This window comes from Pararhodobacter oceanensis, from assembly GCF_003076755.1.
Classification (GTDB): domain Bacteria; phylum Pseudomonadota; class Alphaproteobacteria; order Rhodobacterales; family Rhodobacteraceae; genus Pararhodobacter; species Pararhodobacter oceanensis.
In genome coordinates, this window is record NZ_QDKM01000001.1 from 938,443 (window position 1) to 953,742 (window position 15,300).

Sequence of the window (15,300 nt, forward strand, 5' to 3'; positions counted from 1 at the left end):
GAGAATTAGCATGAAAACCATTCAAGGTCCGGCATTGTTTCTGGCGCAGTTCGCCGGTGACGAAGCCCCGTTCAATTCATGGGACAGCATTACCAAATGGGCCGCCGATTGCGGATACAAAGGGGTTCAGGTGCCCAGTTGGGATGGCCGCTTGATCGATTTGGCCAAAGCGGCCGAAAGCAAAGGGTATTGCGAGGAATTTCAGGGCAAAGCGCGCGAAAACGGTGTCGAAGTCACCGAGCTTTCGACCCATCTGCAAGGCCAATTGGTCGCCGTGCATCCCGCCTATGACACCGCGTTTGACGGGTTTGCCCATCCTTCGGTGCATGGCAACCCGAAGGCGCGGCAGGAATGGGCGGTCGATCAGGTGATGAAGGCGATCACCGCCTCTCAAAATATGGGCATCAAGAACCACGCGACGTTTTCGGGCGCGCTGGCCTGGCCCTATGTCTACCCTTGGCCGCAGCGCCCTGCTGGTCTGATTGAAACCGCCTTTGATGAATTGGCCCGTCGCTGGCGTCCGATCCTCGATCACGCCGAGGATAACGACGTCAATATCTGCTACGAAATCCATCCCGGCGAAGACCTGCACGACGGTGTCACCTTCGAGATGTTTCTTGAGCGGCTGAACAACCACGCGCGCTGCAACATGCTCTATGATCCGAGCCATTATGTGCTGCAATGCCTTGATTATCTGGACAATATCGACATCTACAAGGACCGGATCCGGATGTTCCATGTCAAGGATGCCGAGTTCAATCCGACGGGCCGCCAAGGGGTCTATTCCGGCTATCAGCCTTGGGTCGACCGCGCGGGGCGCTTCCGCAGCCTTGGTGACGGTCAGGTTGATTTTGGCGCGGTGTTTTCGAAAATGACCGCCAATGATTTCGACGGCTGGGCGGTGGTCGAATGGGAATGCGCCATTAAACACCCCGAGGACGGTGCCCGCGAAGGCGCGCAATTCGTCAAAGATCACATCATTCGCGTCACCGAGCGTGCCTTTGACGATTTCGCCGATGGCGGGACGGATGAGGCGGCAAACCGCAAGATGCTGGGGATCGACTGATGGCCAAGCAAAACAGTAACCGCATTCGTCTGGGTATGGTTGGCGGGGGCAATGACGCCTTTATCGGCGGCGTCCACCGCATTGCGTCGCGCATTGATGGCCGGTTTGATCTGGTGGCCGGGGCGCTGTCCTCGACGCCGGAAAAATCCGCCGCCAGCGCCGAAGCGCTTGGTATTTCACGCTCCTACGGCAGCTTTGAGGAAATGGCCAAGGCCGAGGCCGCGCGCGAGGACGGGATCGAGGCGGTCTCGATCGTCACGCCCAACCATGTGCATGCGGCCGCCGCCAAAGCGTTTCTGGCGCAGGGCATCCATGTGATCTGCGACAAGCCACTGACCTCGACCATGGAGGACGCCGCCGCGTTGGAAAAGCTGGTGGCGGACAGCGACGCTTTGTTCGTGCTGACCCATAATTACACCGGCTATCCGATGATCCGGCAGGCCCGCGAGATGATCGCTTCGGGCGAATTGGGCACGATCCGCATCGTGCAGGCGGAGTATCCGCAGGATTGGCTAACCTCACCGATGGAGAGTGAGGGGTTGAAACAGGCCGAATGGCGCACCGACCCCGCGCGCTCGGGTGCGGGCGGGTCGATTGGCGATATCGGCACCCATGCCCATAACCTCGCCTGTTTTGTCTCTGGCCTAGAGGTCGAAAGCCTCGCGGCGGATCTGCAGGCTTTCGTTGCAGGGCGGACGCTCGATGACAACGCCCATATGATGCTGCGGTTCGCCGGTGGCGCGCGCGGGATGCTGTGGTCCAGCCAAGTGGCACCGGGCAATGAAAACGCTCTGAAACTGCGCATCTACGGCGAGAAAGGCGGGTTGGAATGGTCGCAGGAAGACCCGAACTATCTGTGGTTCACACCGCATGGGGAAGCCAAACGCCTGTTGACCCGCAACGGCTCGGGCGCCAGCGCGGTCTCGCAGGTGGTCAGCCGTATCCCAAGCGGCCATCCCGAGGGCTATCTGGAGGGTTTCGCCACGATCTATAGCGAGGCCGCCGACGCCATCCGCGCCGTGCAGGCCGGGGCCGACCGCGCTACCGCGATGGGGCAATTGCCGGGGATCAAGGCCGGAATGGACGGCATGCGGTTTATCAATGCCTGCGTGGCCTCGTCCAAGGCCAATGCCGCGTGGACCAACCTATGACACAGCCCCCCGTTCTTGCTCTCAATAACGTCAGCAAAAGCTTCGGCCCGATCGAAGTGCTGCATAATATTGACCTCGCGTTGCAGGCGGGCAGCGTCCATGCGTTGATCGGCGAGAACGGGGCGGGCAAATCCACCACGATGAAGATACTGGCCGGCTATCAGCCGCCCAGCGCGGGACAGGTGCGGCTCGACAAGCAGATCGTCACCTTCGGCAGCCTGCAAGACGGCGAGGCCGCGGGGATCGTGATGATCCATCAGGAATTCAATCTTGCCGAACAGTTGACCGTCGAGCAGAACATCTTTCTGGGCCGTGAGTTGAAGCGCGGGCTGCTGCTGGACAAATCCGAGATGCGCCGGTTGACGCGGGATTACCTGTCGCGCGTGGCTTGCGATGTATCACCGGATGCTTTGGTCTCCAGCCTGTCCAATTCCGAAAAACAGATGGTCGAGATCGCCAAGGCGCTGTCACGCGAAGCGCGGGTGTTGATCATGGACGAGCCGACGGCGGTGCTGACCAACCGCGAGACCGAGGTCTTGTTTGAACAGGTCGCAGCCCTGCGCGATGCGGGGACGGCGATCCTGCTGACCTCGCATAAACTCGACGAGGTCGCAGCGCATTCGGATCAGGTCACGATCATGCGCGACGGGGCTGTGGTGCATGCCGGCCCGACCGCTGCAATGACCGAAGACGAGATGGCCATCGCCATGGTCGGCCGCGATGTCTCGGCCCTTTATCCGGCCAAACCCGATGTGCCAGTGGATGCGCCGGTGGTGCTCAAGGTCGAAGGTCTAAGCGTGCCGGGCTTTGCCGAGAATGTCTCATTCGAGCTGCGCCAAGGCGAGATCCTCGGCATCGGCGGATTGATCGGCTCGGGCCGGACCGAAGTGATGGAAGGGCTGGCCGCCTTGCGCCCGGCCTCGGCGGCGCGTGTCACCCTGTTTGACCGCGAGGTGCGTTTCAAACGCCCCGGCGACGCGCAGCAGGCCGGATTGTGCTATCTGACCGAAGACCGCAAACTGCGCGGGCTGCTGTTGGAACGCGGGATGCGCGAAAATCTGACGCTGGCCAACCTGCACAAATTCGGCGGCATGTTGATCAACCGCGCCGCAGAAGAAGCAGCGCTGACCGCAGCGATTGCCGAGTTTGACATCCGCACCGGCACCCGTGGTGTGAAGGTGGGCAATATGTCCGGCGGCAACCAGCAAAAGCTGCTGCTCGCCAAAGTCATGCTGTCCGAGCCCCGCGTGCTGATCGTCGACGAGCCCACACGCGGCATCGACATCGGCACCAAACAACAAATCTATGCGTTCTTGCGCAATCTGGCCGACGCCGGACATGCGATCATCGTGATCACTTCGGAAATGCCCGAATTGATCGGATTGGCCGACCGTGTGTTGGTGATGCGCTCGGGCCGGATCAGCGGTGCGCTGGAAGACAGCGATATAAATGAAGGCGCGATTGTCCGCCTGTCCATGGGATTGCCCGCCGAACAAACGCCAGAGATGGCCTGAGGAATGAACAGATGACCGACACAACCACATCTCCAACGACTGGGCTGCGCTTCCCCTCGATGTCCGTGCTTGGCCCGATCGTGGCGCTTTTGGTCCTGCTGGCCATCGGGGCGATGATGAATGCCAACTTTCTGAGCGCGGCGAATATCACCAATGTTCTGGCGCGTTCGGCCTTTATCGGCATCATCGCGGTGGGCATGACCTTTGTGATCACCGCCGGCGGGCTGGACCTATCGGTGGGGTCAATGGCGGCGTTTATTGCCGGTCTGATGATTCTGGTGATGAACGCGGCCCTGCCCAGTATGGGGATCGGCATCCCGATTATCCTGCTGGGCATGGTCACGGCGATCGTCGCGGGGCTATTGGCGGGGTTGCTCAACGGGTTTTTGATCACCACGCTGGGGATCGAGGCCTTTATTGTCACCCTCGGGTCGATGGGCATCTACCGCTCGCTGGTCACTTGGCTGGCCGATGGCGGCACGCTGTCGCTGGATTTCGGCCTGCGCTCGTTTTACCGCCCCGTCTACTTTGACGGCATTCTGGGGGTCAGCTGGCCGATCATCGTGTTTTTCCTTGTCGTGATCATCGGCGAGATCATCATGTCGCGCAGCGCCTATGGCCGGCATTGTGCGGCGACGGGATCGAATGAGCATGTGGCCCATTACTCCAACGTGAACGTCAAACGCACCCGCCTGATCTCCTATGCCGCTCTGGGCATTTTGGTCGGCGTCGCGACGATCATGTATGTGCCGCGACTGGGCTCGGCATCGGCCTCTACCGGCGTGCTCTGGGAGCTGGAGGCGATCGCCGCGGTGATCATCGGCGGCACTGTGTTGAAAGGCGGATTTGGCCGTGTCTGGGGCACCGTGATCGGGGTCCTGATCCTCAGCCTGATCGGCAATATCCTCAATCTGACCGACTTTGTGTCGCCCTATCTGAATGGCGCGATCCAAGGGGTCATCATCATTCTCGCTGTGATCCTGCAGCGCGAACGCAAGGCGGTAAGTTGAGCCGCCTGCCAACGCTTCAAGGGAGGAGCATACAATGAAATTTACCAAAACATTCATCGCCGCTGCATTGGCGACCGCGGTCGGCGGTGCAGCATTTGCAGATGATGACGTCCGCGTCGTGGGCGTGTCGATTCCCGCCGCCACACATGGTTGGGCCGGTGGCATGAACTTCCATGCCCGCGAAACCGTAGAGCGTCTGGAAGCGGTCTATCCCGAGCTGGACTTCGTGCTGTCGACGGCCTCGGACCCCGGTGCGCAGGTCAATGATATCGAAGACATGGTCGCCACGCGCAATATCTCCGCATTGGTGGTCCTGCCCTTTGAATCCGATCCGCTGACCCCGCCGGTGCAGGCTGTCGCCGAAAGTGGCGTCTGGGTGACGGTTGTCGACCGTGGCCTCTCCATCGACGGTATCGAAGACCTCTATGTCGCTGGTGACAACTCGGGCTTTGGCAGAGTGTCGGGCGACTATATGGTCTCGCAAATGCCCGATGGCGGTGACATCGTGGTCCTGCGCGGCATTCCCACAACCATCGACAACCAGCGTGTCGATGCGTTCCTCGCAGCAATCGAGGACTCGGGCATCAATGTGCTTGATATGGAGCATGGCAACTGGAACCGCGACGACAGTTTCACCGTGATGCAGGATTTCCTGTCGAAACATCCCAATATCGACGCCGTCTGGGCCTCGGACGATGATATGGCCATCGGTGTTCTGGCCGCCATCGAAGCCGCAGGCCGTGACGACATCCAGTTCGTTCTGGGTGGCGCGGGGATGAAGGAAATGATCCAGCGCACCGCCGAGGGTGACGAAATGATCCCGGCCAATGTGACCTATCCGCCGTCGATGATCGCCACCGCAATCGAACTGACCGCCGTGGGTCTGACCTCGAACGCACCGGTGTCGGGCAACTTCGTCATCGGCTCGGTTCTGGTCACCCAAGAGAACGCGATGAACTTCTACTATCCTGACAGCCCGTTCTAAGGCGTCCCCTCGGTCACCGGCGCCACTGCGCGCCGGTGACCTCTTTTTTGCGATATCGAGACGAGGTCCGTATGACATTTCTTGGTTTGGATTTGGGGACCTCTGGCGTCAAAGCTCTCCTGATTGATGACCGGCAAAAGGCGATTGCCGAGGGCCATGCGGCGCTGACCGTGGAGCGCCCGCAGCCAATGTGGAGCGAGCAGGACCCGCAGTCATGGATCACCGCCTGTGAACAGGCCGTGGAACAGGTCCGCGCGCAAGCCCCCGCCGCTTTCGCCGCCCTGCGCGGCATTGGCGTGTCGGGGCAGATGCATGGCGCCACGCTTCTGGATGAAAACGACGCGCCCCTGCGCCCTGCCATCTTGTGGAACGACGGCCGGTCGCAGGCGGAATGCGCCGAACTTGAAGACCGCGCCGATTTTCGCGGCATCGGCGGCAATATTGTCATGGCGGGCTTTACCGCGCCCAAGCTGCGGTGGGTCCAAAAGCATGAACCGGATGTTTTTGCGCGCACACGCAAGGTCTTGCTGCCCAAGGATTACGTGAACCTGTGGCTGACCGGTGACTACACCTCCGAGATGTCGGATGCGGCCGGAACGCTCTGGCTGGATGTGGCGCGGCGGGATTGGTCCGATACGCTACTGGCCGCCACTGGCCTGAGCCGGGACCAGATGCCGCGCCTTGTCGAGGGCAGCGAAAGCGCAGGGGTGCTGCGGCCTGAATTGCAGACGGCATGGGGTGTCGGAGCGGCCATTGTTGCCGGAGGGGCTGGCGATAATGCCGCCACCGCCTGCGGTTTGGGCGCGGTCCATCCGGGCGATGGCTTCCTGTCGCTGGGCACATCCGGCGTGTTGTTTTCGGTCACCGACAGATTCGCCACCAACACCGAAAGCGCGGTTCACAGTTTTTGCCACGCCCTGCCCAAGACCTGGCATCATATGGGGGTGATCCTGTCCGCCACCGACGCGCTGTCGTGGTTCGGGCAGATCACCGGCCAGACACCGGCGGCGCTCGCCGGGATGGTCAAAGACGTCACCGCCCCCTCCCCGATCACCTTCCTGCCCTATCTCTCGGGCGAGCGCACGCCGCATAACGCCCCCGATGCCACGGCTGCGTTTCACGGATTGCGACGCGACCACAGCCTGCCGGATATGGTGCAGGCGGTGATGGAGGGTGTCGGCTTTGCCTTTGCCGATTGCTGCGCGGCCTTGGACATGGCCGGTTCGCTGCCTGAGACGGTCAGCGTTGCGGGTGGCGGGAGCCAGTCTGAGGCGTGGTTGCAGATGATCGCCGATATCACCGGGCTGGTGGTGAATGTGCCCGAGAGCGGCTCGCAAGGCGCCGCGTTGGGTGCCGCCCGTTTGGCGATACTGGCAAGCGGCGCCGGCAGCTTTGACGAGGTTCTGACGCTGGCCCGTATTGGCAAGAGCTTTGAGCCGAATCCGGCATTGTCCGAGCCCTACGCCGAACGCTTGCAAAGCTACCGCGCGCTTGGCCCGCGGCCCCTGCGCTAACCGCACAATCACACAATCAAACAAACGCGCCTGCATCGGGCGGGCGTTTCATGAAAAATGCCGCCCAGCCAAACTGGCTGGACGGCGGTTCAGATCTTAGGGTTGGACAGCTTTAGAAGCTGATGGTCCGGCCCAAAGTCAGGCGAATATCGCGACCCGGACGCGGGCGCGAGGTGGCCTGCGCACCGTCGAGGATATTATAGTGCTCGACGTCAAAGATGTTGTTGACGCTCAACTGCACCTCGATATCGCGGAATGCCCCCTGATCGGGACGCCAAGTCATGAACACATCATGCAAGGAGTGACCGGCAAACCGCTCGCCAGAGGCAAGGCTTGCCCCGGCGACGAAGGTGCCGCGCCAACCCAGCTCGAGGTTTTGCTCGGGCAGACGGCGACCGATTTCCAGCATCGCCTGATGCGCCGGTGTCGAGTTGAGCCGCAGGTTGGTGGTCTGGTCGAGCCCCTCGATCGCGCTGGCGGCAAAACGGCCAAACCAGAGATCGCTTTCATAGGAGGCTTCGATCTCGACCCCGCGAATCCGCGCCCTGCCGATGTTCTGGAACGACGGCTGGCCAGCAATCGAGACCCGCTCGATACGGTCTTGGAACTGGTTGTTAAAGGCGGTCAGCTTGACGTCCAGCCCGTCACCGGCAGCGATGATATCGCGGCCCTGCCAGGTGGCGCCCAACTCAATGGTGCGCGCGTGTTCAGGACGCAGGCCCAATGACGCAGTGCCGCCCGAGGTGCCGCTGTCGAACATCTCGTCAATCGTCGGCAGGCGGGTGGTGCTGGCATAGGTGCCAAAGACCGACCATGCCTCGTTGATCGTGTAATGCGCGGCCAGCGATCCGGCGAGACCGCTATGGGTGACCGGCATATTCAGCAGCGAGGGATCGGCGCCTGCGGTGGCGGTCAACGAAGAGTAATCGTAGCGCAGCGCACCCAGCAGCGTCAGGTCCTCGCTGAGCACCAGCTCGTTTTGCAAGAACAGCCCGTAGCCGTCGCTATTGCCCGCCGGATGGCTGCCAAGCGTGGAGCCGCCCGAGACCTGCTCACGGTCGCGGGTGGCGATCTGGCCGCCAAAGGTCAGGTAGTTCTGCCAGCGCTCACCCTCGGCGGTGATCGTGTTGCGCGCGTTCAGGGTCACGCCTTCATAGGCATAGATCGAATCCTGAAAAATCGAATAGGGCGGCGCAAACGGATATCCGGGATAGCCCTGCGCATTGCTTTGATCGACTTCCGAGCGGCTGAAGGACAATTGCACGCGGGCATCAATCCACGGGTTATCCGAGGCCGGGTTCTCCCAGGTGACCTGTGCGGTGTCATCGGTCACCGTGCGGTCGACGGTGCCAAAGACCGAGAAATCGCCGTAAGCGGAATAGGGCACCTGATCGCCCTCGGTGCGCCAGCGCGAGGCCGAGAAGGACAGGCGCTGCTCGCTTTCATCCGACATCAGCCAGCTGCCGCTGACCAGCGCCGATTGCGCCGACATATTCGTGCCCGGCACCAAGGCCCCGCCACCGGCGTCATAATCGCCTTCCTGACGGGTGGTGATGGCGGCGAGCATTTCGACACGGTCGCTGAACCGATGTGCAAGGATCGCCGAACCGAAGCTGCCGCTGCCATTGTCATGCCCGCCTGCGCGCAGACGCAGCGCGGTGGTTTCCCCCTCGCTGAGGAAATCCGAGGCCTGACGGGTTTCAAAGGCAACCACGCCGCCGATGGCGCCCGAACCGTGCAGCAAGGACGCCCCCGGTCCGCGCAGAACCTCGACCCGGCGGTAGAGTTCCGGCTCACCGAAATGCGAACCGACGCGGTATTGCTCGAAGTATTTCTGCACCCCGTCAATCGAGACGATGATCCGGTTTTCATCCGAGGCCGAAGAGGTGCCGATGCCGCGGATATTGAGGAACTGGCCGGTCATCGCGCCGCCGCCAAAGCTGCTTGCGCCCGGAACCGCGCGCAACAGATCCCCCGGCGTGCTGGCCTGCTCGCGCTCGATATCCTCGCTGTCCAAAGCGGTGACGGCTTGTGGCGTATCAATGGCAACACGGGCGCGACCGGCGGCCAGAATGATCCGGCCAAGCATGGTGAAGACGCCCTCATCAGCGGTTTGAGCCGCAACCGGCGTGGCCAAAGCAGTGGCCAGTGCCAGCGTCGAAACGGCGCCAAAGCGCCTTGAAAGTGGTGACATAAGTCCCTCGTGGTCGTTTTGTTTATGCTGGCGGTGGCTGGCGGTTTGGGTTGTTTCTCACTCCGCCGCTTGCGGCAGGATGAACACGCCGCCATTCGGCGGAGGTGTAGAGACTCGTAGGCTGCAGCCATAGGCCGTGCCCAACGTGCAATCGGTGAATACATCCGCCACGCGGCCCTGCGCCAATATCCGCCCGTCTTGCATCAGACAGACAGTATCGGCGACCATCGCGGTCAGGTTCAGATCGTGCATCACCGCGATCACACCGCCGCCGCGACGGGCGAAATCCTGTGCCAGCCGCATGATCTGCAACTGATGCCCGATATCGAGCGCGGCGACTGGCTCATCAAGGAATAGCCAGCGCGGCACCCCGCCGACGACGGGTTTCCAGACCTGCACCAGCACGCGGGCCAATTGCACCCGCTGTTGCTCGCCGCCGGAAAGCTGTTGAAACAAGCGCCCCTCATAGCCGCGCAGCCCGACCCTCTCGAGCGCAAGCTGCGGCAGTCGGGCGGCATCGGCGCGCAGGGCGATACCGCCACCGATGCCCATGCGCACCACCTCCAGAACGGTGAAGGGAAAGGCCATCGGCGAGGCCTGCGGCAGCACCGCGCGGCGCGCGGCGAGTTCTTCGGTGCGCAGGCTCTGGATCGGCGTCTCGTCAAGCAGCGCTTCACCGGTAAACGGGAGTTCCCCGGTCAATGCGCGCAGCAAGGTGGTCTTGCCCGAGCCATTCGGCCCGACGATGCAGGTCAGCTGCCCCGGCGCGGCGCTAAAATCCACGCCGTGCAGGATTTTCCTGCGGTTGAGGGTGACTGATAATTGTCGTGTGCACAGCATATCAGACATCCACCAAGCCGCGTTTGCGCAGCAATATCCACAAGAACACCGGCCCGCCGACCAATGCGGTGATGATGCCGATGGGCAATTCGGCCGGCGCGACAATGGTGCGCGCGGCGATATCGGCAGCCAACAGCAGGGTCGCGCCCAAGAGCGCCGACGCGGGCAACAAAAACCGGTGATCGGGGCCGATGGCCAGCCGCAACAGATGCGGCACGACAATACCGACAAAGCCGATCCCGCCCGAGATCGCCACCGCTGCGCCGACCGAGGCCGCCACCGAGAGGATCGCCAGCGCCTTGATCCGCTGCACCGAAATGCCCAGATGCATCGCCGCCGCTTCGCCCAAGGCCAACGCATTGAGCGCGCGGGTGAGCAGCGGTGCGCAGGCGAGACCCGCCAGCATGATCGGCGCCGCGCTCAGCAGTTTGACCCAGCTGGCACCGGCTAGTGATCCCAGCCCCCAAAAGGTCAGGTCCCGCAGTTGCGCGTCATCGGCCAGCGTGACCAGAACACCGGTTCCCGCCGAGGCCAGCGCCGCCAGCGCGATCCCCGCCAGCAGCATTGTCGCCACCGAGGTTTGCCCGGCGCGGGTGGCGATCCGGTAGAGACAAAGCACCGTCACCCAGCCGCCGAGGAAGGCGGCAATCGGCACCAGATAAAACCCCGCAGCGGCGGCTATCGTGGCGGGCAAGGCGCTGCCCAAGACGATCGCGCTGACCGCACCGAGACCCGCGCCGGCGCTGATCCCGACCAGACCGGGATCGGCCAGCGGGTTGCGAAACAGCCCCTGCAGCACCGCGCCCGAGACCGCCAGCGCCGCGCCGATCACGAGGCCGGTCAGCATCCGGGGCAAACGGATATCAAAAAGGATCACCCGCTCGCGTATCGAGATTTCCTCGCCCGAGAGCCAAGCGCCCAGCACATTGAGCGGCGACACATCCGCCGCACCCACTGCCAGCGAGACGGCACTGGTCAGCAGCAAAAGCACCAGCAGCGCAAGCAGCAGCAGTTGCGCCGGTCGCGAACGGTCACCACTCGCAGCAAGCGGGCGCGGGAGGAATGCGGCAATCACAGTTCACTCCCACATCGCGTGCAGCAATTGCAGCGCAGCATCCGGAGTTCGCGGGCCAAAGCCCAGCAGATAGCTGCCCTCCATGCGGATCACACGGCCATCGCGCACCGCCGGGGTCAGCGACAGCGCGGCATGGCTTTGCAAATCCGCGTCTTCAAGGCTGTGATCGCCGGTGCGCTCCATCATCACCAGCACATCAGGCGCGGCATTGGTGATCGCCTCATCGGTGATCTGCCGGTATCCCGAAAACCCCTGCAGCGCATTCTGCGCTCCGGCGAGATGCAGAATACCCTCGGCGGCGGTGTCACTACCGGCGGCGGTGATCTGCCCGCCCTGTGCGGTGAGGATGAACATCGCACGCAGGGGCGGATGGGCGGCGCGTGCCTCGGCCAGCGCGTCGAAACTGGCCTGAACCTCGGCCTGAAGCGGCGCGGGATCGACGGACAGCGCCTGCCCCACTTCAGCGATCCGCTCGATCACCCCTTCGGCGGTGAAATCCGCGGTGATCCGCACCACCGGAATTTCGGTCGAGGCGACAAGATCCATGGTCTCGGGCGGGCCGGCGTCCGCATCGGCAAGGATCAGATCGGGATTGAGCGACAACAGCCCCTCGGCCGAAAGCGCGCGCAGATACCCCAGATCGGGCAAGGCCTCGATTTCGGCCGGATAGGTCGAGGTCTGGTCACGCCCGACCAGCCGGTGGGTCTGACCAAGGGCGGCGGTGATTTCGGACAGCGCGCTGCCCGCAACCACCACACGTTCTTGCGCGGCTACTTGCAATGGGGCGGCCAAACAGGCCGCCAGAACAATGGCATAGCGCATGAATCAGAGCCCCAGCGTGTTGGCGTATTCAGCCCAGCGCGCCGCATCGGCACCGCGCACGCCAAACATCTGCAGGATCAGCCCGCCCTCGGCGTCAAAGGCTTCGATCGAGATCACATCGCCCTGTTTCGTCGGTTTGCGCACCAACCAGACCTCGGCAACCTTGTCGGCGCGCAGATGCAGGTTGAACTTGGGGTCCAGCACGTTGATCCAGGGGCCCATCGGCTCGACACGGTGGATCGGGCCGCTGTGGATCTGGATACAGGCCTGATTGCCGACAAATAGCATGATCGGGATGTTTTTCTCGGCCGCCCCATAGAGCGCAGCGGTCAGATCGGCAGGATCGAGCGCGCGCACATAGGGCGCACCAACGATGCGGTAAGCGCCGAGACGGTTCATGCGCAGCTTCGAGACCAGCCGCAGGAACTGATGGGTGTCGGTCATCCCGTCCCATTCCTTGCGCAGGATATCCAGCTTTTCGGGGTTCGACTTCGCCGCTTCCACCGGCAGGCGCGCCGTGGTCTCGATGTGGTCGGATTGATTCTCGACGCGCAGCTCGGCGACCAGAGCCTCAAAAGCCGCGACATCGGAATCGGCGCGCAGATGGACCTTATGCACCGCGTCACCGGCAGCATCAAAGACCTGCACCGAGCGCTTGTCGCCCTCGCTTACGGCGAACCCGTGCACCCAATGGCGCGGGAACATGCGCAGGTCGATATCCGGCCCCAGCACCATCGCGGCGTGCTGGCCCGAGCGGTAGTCCTCATAGCTGCCGTCGCGCTCATGCACCGCATGCTCGTTACGGGTCAGGGCCAGCACCGGCCCCAGCGTTGCGATTCGCGCGAACAGGGGATCGAGCGCCGGATCAATACGCACCACCGTCTCGCCATCGACGCGCGCGGCCAGCAATTCGGCCTCGCTCACGCCGAGTTGATCGGCCAGATCGCGGCTGCGGCGTTTGGGGTTGTCCTGAAGGGCCTGACGCAGCTCGGAAGGGGCGCGGCCTAGAACGGTTGAAGTGGTCATGGGGTCTTCCTTTTACAGCAGAGAGGCGGGTGCGGCGTGTCTGGCGAAAAGGCTGGATGGCGCGGCGTATTGCGTGTGTTTCAATACTTGACTGGATTACTAGGGTATAATAGGCAAAACATGCAAGTGGAAAAAATGAAAAGATTTCCGCTGTTTCCTCATCCCGCCAGCCAGTGCTTTGCAGCCAACGGCCAGCCAGAACTCCAGCCCGAAATTTTTGGAGCACGCATGGCTTCGCGACTGCTTACCCCGTTGATCTGTCTTGGTCTTTCCCTGCCCCTTCCCGCCAGTGCCGATCCGGTACGACTGGAATTGAACGCCTTGCACCCGCGCGATGGCGCCTGCCAGCTGGTCTTTGTCGCGCAAAACGATGCCGAGGCGGATCTGTCGCGTCTGGTGCTGGAATCGGTGCTGTTTGATCGTACCGGCGGGGTCGCGGCGCTGACCCTGCTGGACCTGCAAGACCTGCCCGCCGGCCATATGCGGGTGCGCTCTTTCGAGATTAACGGGCTGGCCTGTGACGGTCTCGGTCGGGTGCTGATCAACGGGGTGAATGACTGCGCACCGGCGGATGCAGAGGGCTGCACCGAGGCGCTGGCGATCACCTCGCGGCTGGATGCGGTCGAGGTTCTGCAATGACCGCAATCCTTGAGCTATTGGGCCGCGTCGCCGCTTTGGGCGGACCGGTGGTGATGATCCTGCTGGCGATGTCACTGGTCGCGACGGCTTTGGTGCTGGTGAAACTCTGGCAGTTCTACCGGCTTGGTGTCGGGCGCCACGGGCAATTGACCGCGGCGCTGGCGGCTTGGGATGACGGGGCGGCGGGTCATGCGCAGCAGATCGCGGGCACGGCGCCCAGCCATCTGTCCGGCCTTGCGCAAGCGGCGCTGACGGCTGCGGTGCAATCGCAATTCGAGGATGCGGCCCTGCGCGCACGGCTCAGCAGTCTGGCCACGGCGCGGCTATCGGTGCTGTCCTCGGGGTTGCGCTTGCTGGATTCGGTGGCGCAGGTGGCGCCTTTGCTGGGGCTTTTCGGCACGGTTCTGGGCATGATCGAAGCGTTTCAGGGGCTGCAAGCGGCGGGGGCCTCGGTCGATCCTTCGGCGCTGGCGGGCGGCATCTGGGTGGCGCTGTTGACCACGGCGGTGGGGCTGGGCGTGGCGATGCCCGCGTCCTTGATCCTGTCGTGGCTCGATGCGCGGATCGCCCGCGAGGCGCAATTGGCCGAGCGGATCATCGACACCGCGCTCTGTGCCGGTCTGTCGCAACCCGCCGCCACGTCACACAGGAGCGCGCCGGTTCTGGCGCCGGCTTGAGAGCAATCCAATGGGTCCGACCTCCCGCCTGACACCGCCGACGCGGCGCAAACCGCTGTCGCTGACCTCACTGATCGATGTGATCTTTCTGCTGTTGCTGTTCTTCATGCTGACCTCGAGCTTCACCCGCTTTGGCGAAGTCGAATTGCTCTCCGAAGGCAGCGGCGCTGGTGCCGCCAGTGGGCAGGCGCCGGTGTTTGTGCAACTCGCGCCGGAGGAGCTGCGGGTGAACGCTGATCCGCTGTCACTTGAGGCGCTGCGTGACGGGTTGAGCGCGCGGGCGGGAGACGGCGGGTTGGTGTTGATTTCGCTTGCCGAAGGGGTCACCGCGCAGCGGCTGGTCGATGTTCTCACGGTTCTGCGCGGCGCCGAGTTCAGCGTGCGGGTGCTGTCATGAGCCTGTTGACGCCGCCCAATCGCACCCGCGGTGATAGCACCATCGGCTTGATTAACATCGTTTTTCTGATGCTGATCTTCTTTCTGATCGCGGGCACGATTGCGCCCTCGCTGGGTGGCGGCATCGCCTTGATGCGACTGAGTGATCCGCAGACCCAGACCCCGCCCGACGCTTTGGTGCTGCGCGCTGACGGGCAGATGGAACTGGACGGGATGGCCTTGGGCGATGACGCCAGCACCGGCGCCGAGGCCTATTTGGCAAGCCTGACGGATCGCAGCGTTGCGCGGCTGCTGCCCGACCGCGACGCGCCGGCGGCGGTAATGGTGCAGGTGGCAAATGCCCTGCGCCAAGGCGGCGCGGAGCGGGTTGTCGTATTGGGCGAGAAATAAG

At 63.1% G+C, this 15,300-nt stretch carries 15 protein-coding genes; 10 read left to right on the forward strand and 5 right to left on the reverse strand.

Going from position 1 to position 15,300, the window contains the following annotated elements; translation table 11 throughout:
• Window positions 1-10 precede the first annotated feature (10 nt).
• From DDE20_RS04170 to xylB, 6 genes are all read left to right on the forward strand, one after another.
• Window positions 11-1,066, forward strand: coding sequence for a sugar phosphate isomerase/epimerase family protein (locus DDE20_RS04170; protein WP_116557143.1), 1,056 nt, complete (start codon window positions 11-13; stop codon window positions 1,064-1,066).
• A complete protein-coding gene (locus DDE20_RS04175) occupies window positions 1,066-2,217 on the forward strand; it encodes a Gfo/Idh/MocA family protein (protein ID WP_205961615.1) in 1,152 nt (383 codons plus the stop codon). Before DDE20_RS04170 ends, DDE20_RS04175 begins: the two co-directional genes overlap by 1 nt.
• Complete coding sequence (locus DDE20_RS04180) at window positions 2,214-3,731, forward strand: sugar ABC transporter ATP-binding protein (RefSeq protein ID WP_116557144.1); 1,518 nt, start codon at window positions 2,214-2,216, stop codon at window positions 3,729-3,731. The genes DDE20_RS04175 and DDE20_RS04180 overlap by 4 nt, the downstream gene beginning before the upstream one ends.
• An 11-nt stretch (window positions 3,732-3,742) precedes the next feature.
• Complete coding sequence (locus DDE20_RS04185) at window positions 3,743-4,741, forward strand: ABC transporter permease (RefSeq protein WP_165814417.1); 999 nt, start codon at window positions 3,743-3,745, stop codon at window positions 4,739-4,741.
• A gap of 34 nt (window positions 4,742-4,775) precedes the next feature.
• Window positions 4,776-5,726 carry an ABC transporter substrate-binding protein gene (locus DDE20_RS04190; RefSeq protein WP_116557145.1) on the forward strand — a complete coding sequence of 317 codons (951 nt, stop codon included), beginning with the start codon at window positions 4,776-4,778 and terminating at the stop codon, window positions 5,724-5,726.
• 71 nt (window positions 5,727-5,797) lie between these two features.
• Window positions 5,798-7,240 carry a xylulokinase gene (gene xylB, locus DDE20_RS04195; protein ID WP_116557146.1) on the forward strand — a complete coding sequence of 481 codons (1,443 nt, stop codon included), beginning with the start codon at window positions 5,798-5,800 and terminating at the stop codon, window positions 7,238-7,240.
• A gap of 112 nt (window positions 7,241-7,352) precedes the next feature.
• Here the strand turns inward: xylB and DDE20_RS04200 are convergent, their stop codons facing one another.
• Genes DDE20_RS04200 through DDE20_RS04220 form a run of 5 tightly spaced genes read right to left on the reverse strand, consistent with a single transcriptional unit; the run spans window position 7,353 to window position 13,197 of the window.
• Window positions 7,353-9,434, reverse strand: a complete 2,082-nt coding sequence (locus DDE20_RS04200; protein WP_116557147.1) for a TonB-dependent receptor domain-containing protein — start codon at window positions 9,432-9,434, stop codon at window positions 7,353-7,355.
• Between the two features lie 57 nt (window positions 9,435-9,491).
• Window positions 9,492-10,274 carry a heme ABC transporter ATP-binding protein gene (locus DDE20_RS04205; protein WP_116557148.1) on the reverse strand — a complete coding sequence of 261 codons (783 nt, stop codon included), beginning with the start codon at window positions 10,272-10,274 and terminating at the stop codon, window positions 9,492-9,494.
• A 1-nt stretch (window position 10,275) separates the two neighbouring features.
• Complete coding sequence (locus DDE20_RS04210) at window positions 10,276-11,346, reverse strand: FecCD family ABC transporter permease (RefSeq protein ID WP_116557265.1); 1,071 nt, start codon at window positions 11,344-11,346, stop codon at window positions 10,276-10,278.
• A 6-nt stretch (window positions 11,347-11,352) separates the two neighbouring features.
• Window positions 11,353-12,171: a heme/hemin ABC transporter substrate-binding protein gene (locus tag DDE20_RS04215; RefSeq protein WP_116557149.1), complete on the reverse strand. Its 819-nt coding sequence runs from the start codon at window positions 12,169-12,171 to the stop codon at window positions 11,353-11,355.
• Window positions 12,172-12,174: 3 nt separating this feature from the next.
• Complete coding sequence (locus tag DDE20_RS04220) at window positions 12,175-13,197, reverse strand: hemin-degrading factor (protein ID WP_116557150.1); 1,023 nt, start codon at window positions 13,195-13,197, stop codon at window positions 12,175-12,177.
• Window positions 13,198-13,425: 228 nt separating this feature from the next.
• On the opposite strand from DDE20_RS04220, the gene DDE20_RS04225 reads away from it, so the two are divergent.
• From DDE20_RS04225 to DDE20_RS04240, 4 genes are read left to right on the forward strand one after another with little or no spacing between them, the layout of a single operon-like run.
• Window positions 13,426-13,836 (forward strand): hypothetical protein, encoded by a 411-nt coding sequence (locus DDE20_RS04225; protein ID WP_116557151.1) that lies wholly within the window; start codon window positions 13,426-13,428, stop codon window positions 13,834-13,836.
• Entirely contained in the window at window positions 13,833-14,513 is a 681-nt protein-coding gene (locus DDE20_RS04230) for a MotA/TolQ/ExbB proton channel family protein (RefSeq protein WP_116557152.1), read from the forward strand. Before DDE20_RS04225 ends, DDE20_RS04230 begins: the two co-directional genes overlap by 4 nt.
• Window positions 14,514-14,523: 10 nt before the next feature.
• Complete coding sequence (locus tag DDE20_RS04235) at window positions 14,524-14,910, forward strand: ExbD/TolR family protein (RefSeq protein ID WP_240607830.1); 387 nt, start codon at window positions 14,524-14,526, stop codon at window positions 14,908-14,910.
• Window positions 14,907-15,299, forward strand: a complete 393-nt coding sequence (locus DDE20_RS04240) for an ExbD/TolR family protein (protein ID WP_116557153.1) — start codon at window positions 14,907-14,909, stop codon at window positions 15,297-15,299. Before DDE20_RS04235 ends, DDE20_RS04240 begins: the two co-directional genes overlap by 4 nt.
• The last annotated feature ends 1 nt before the right edge of the window (window position 15,300 follow it).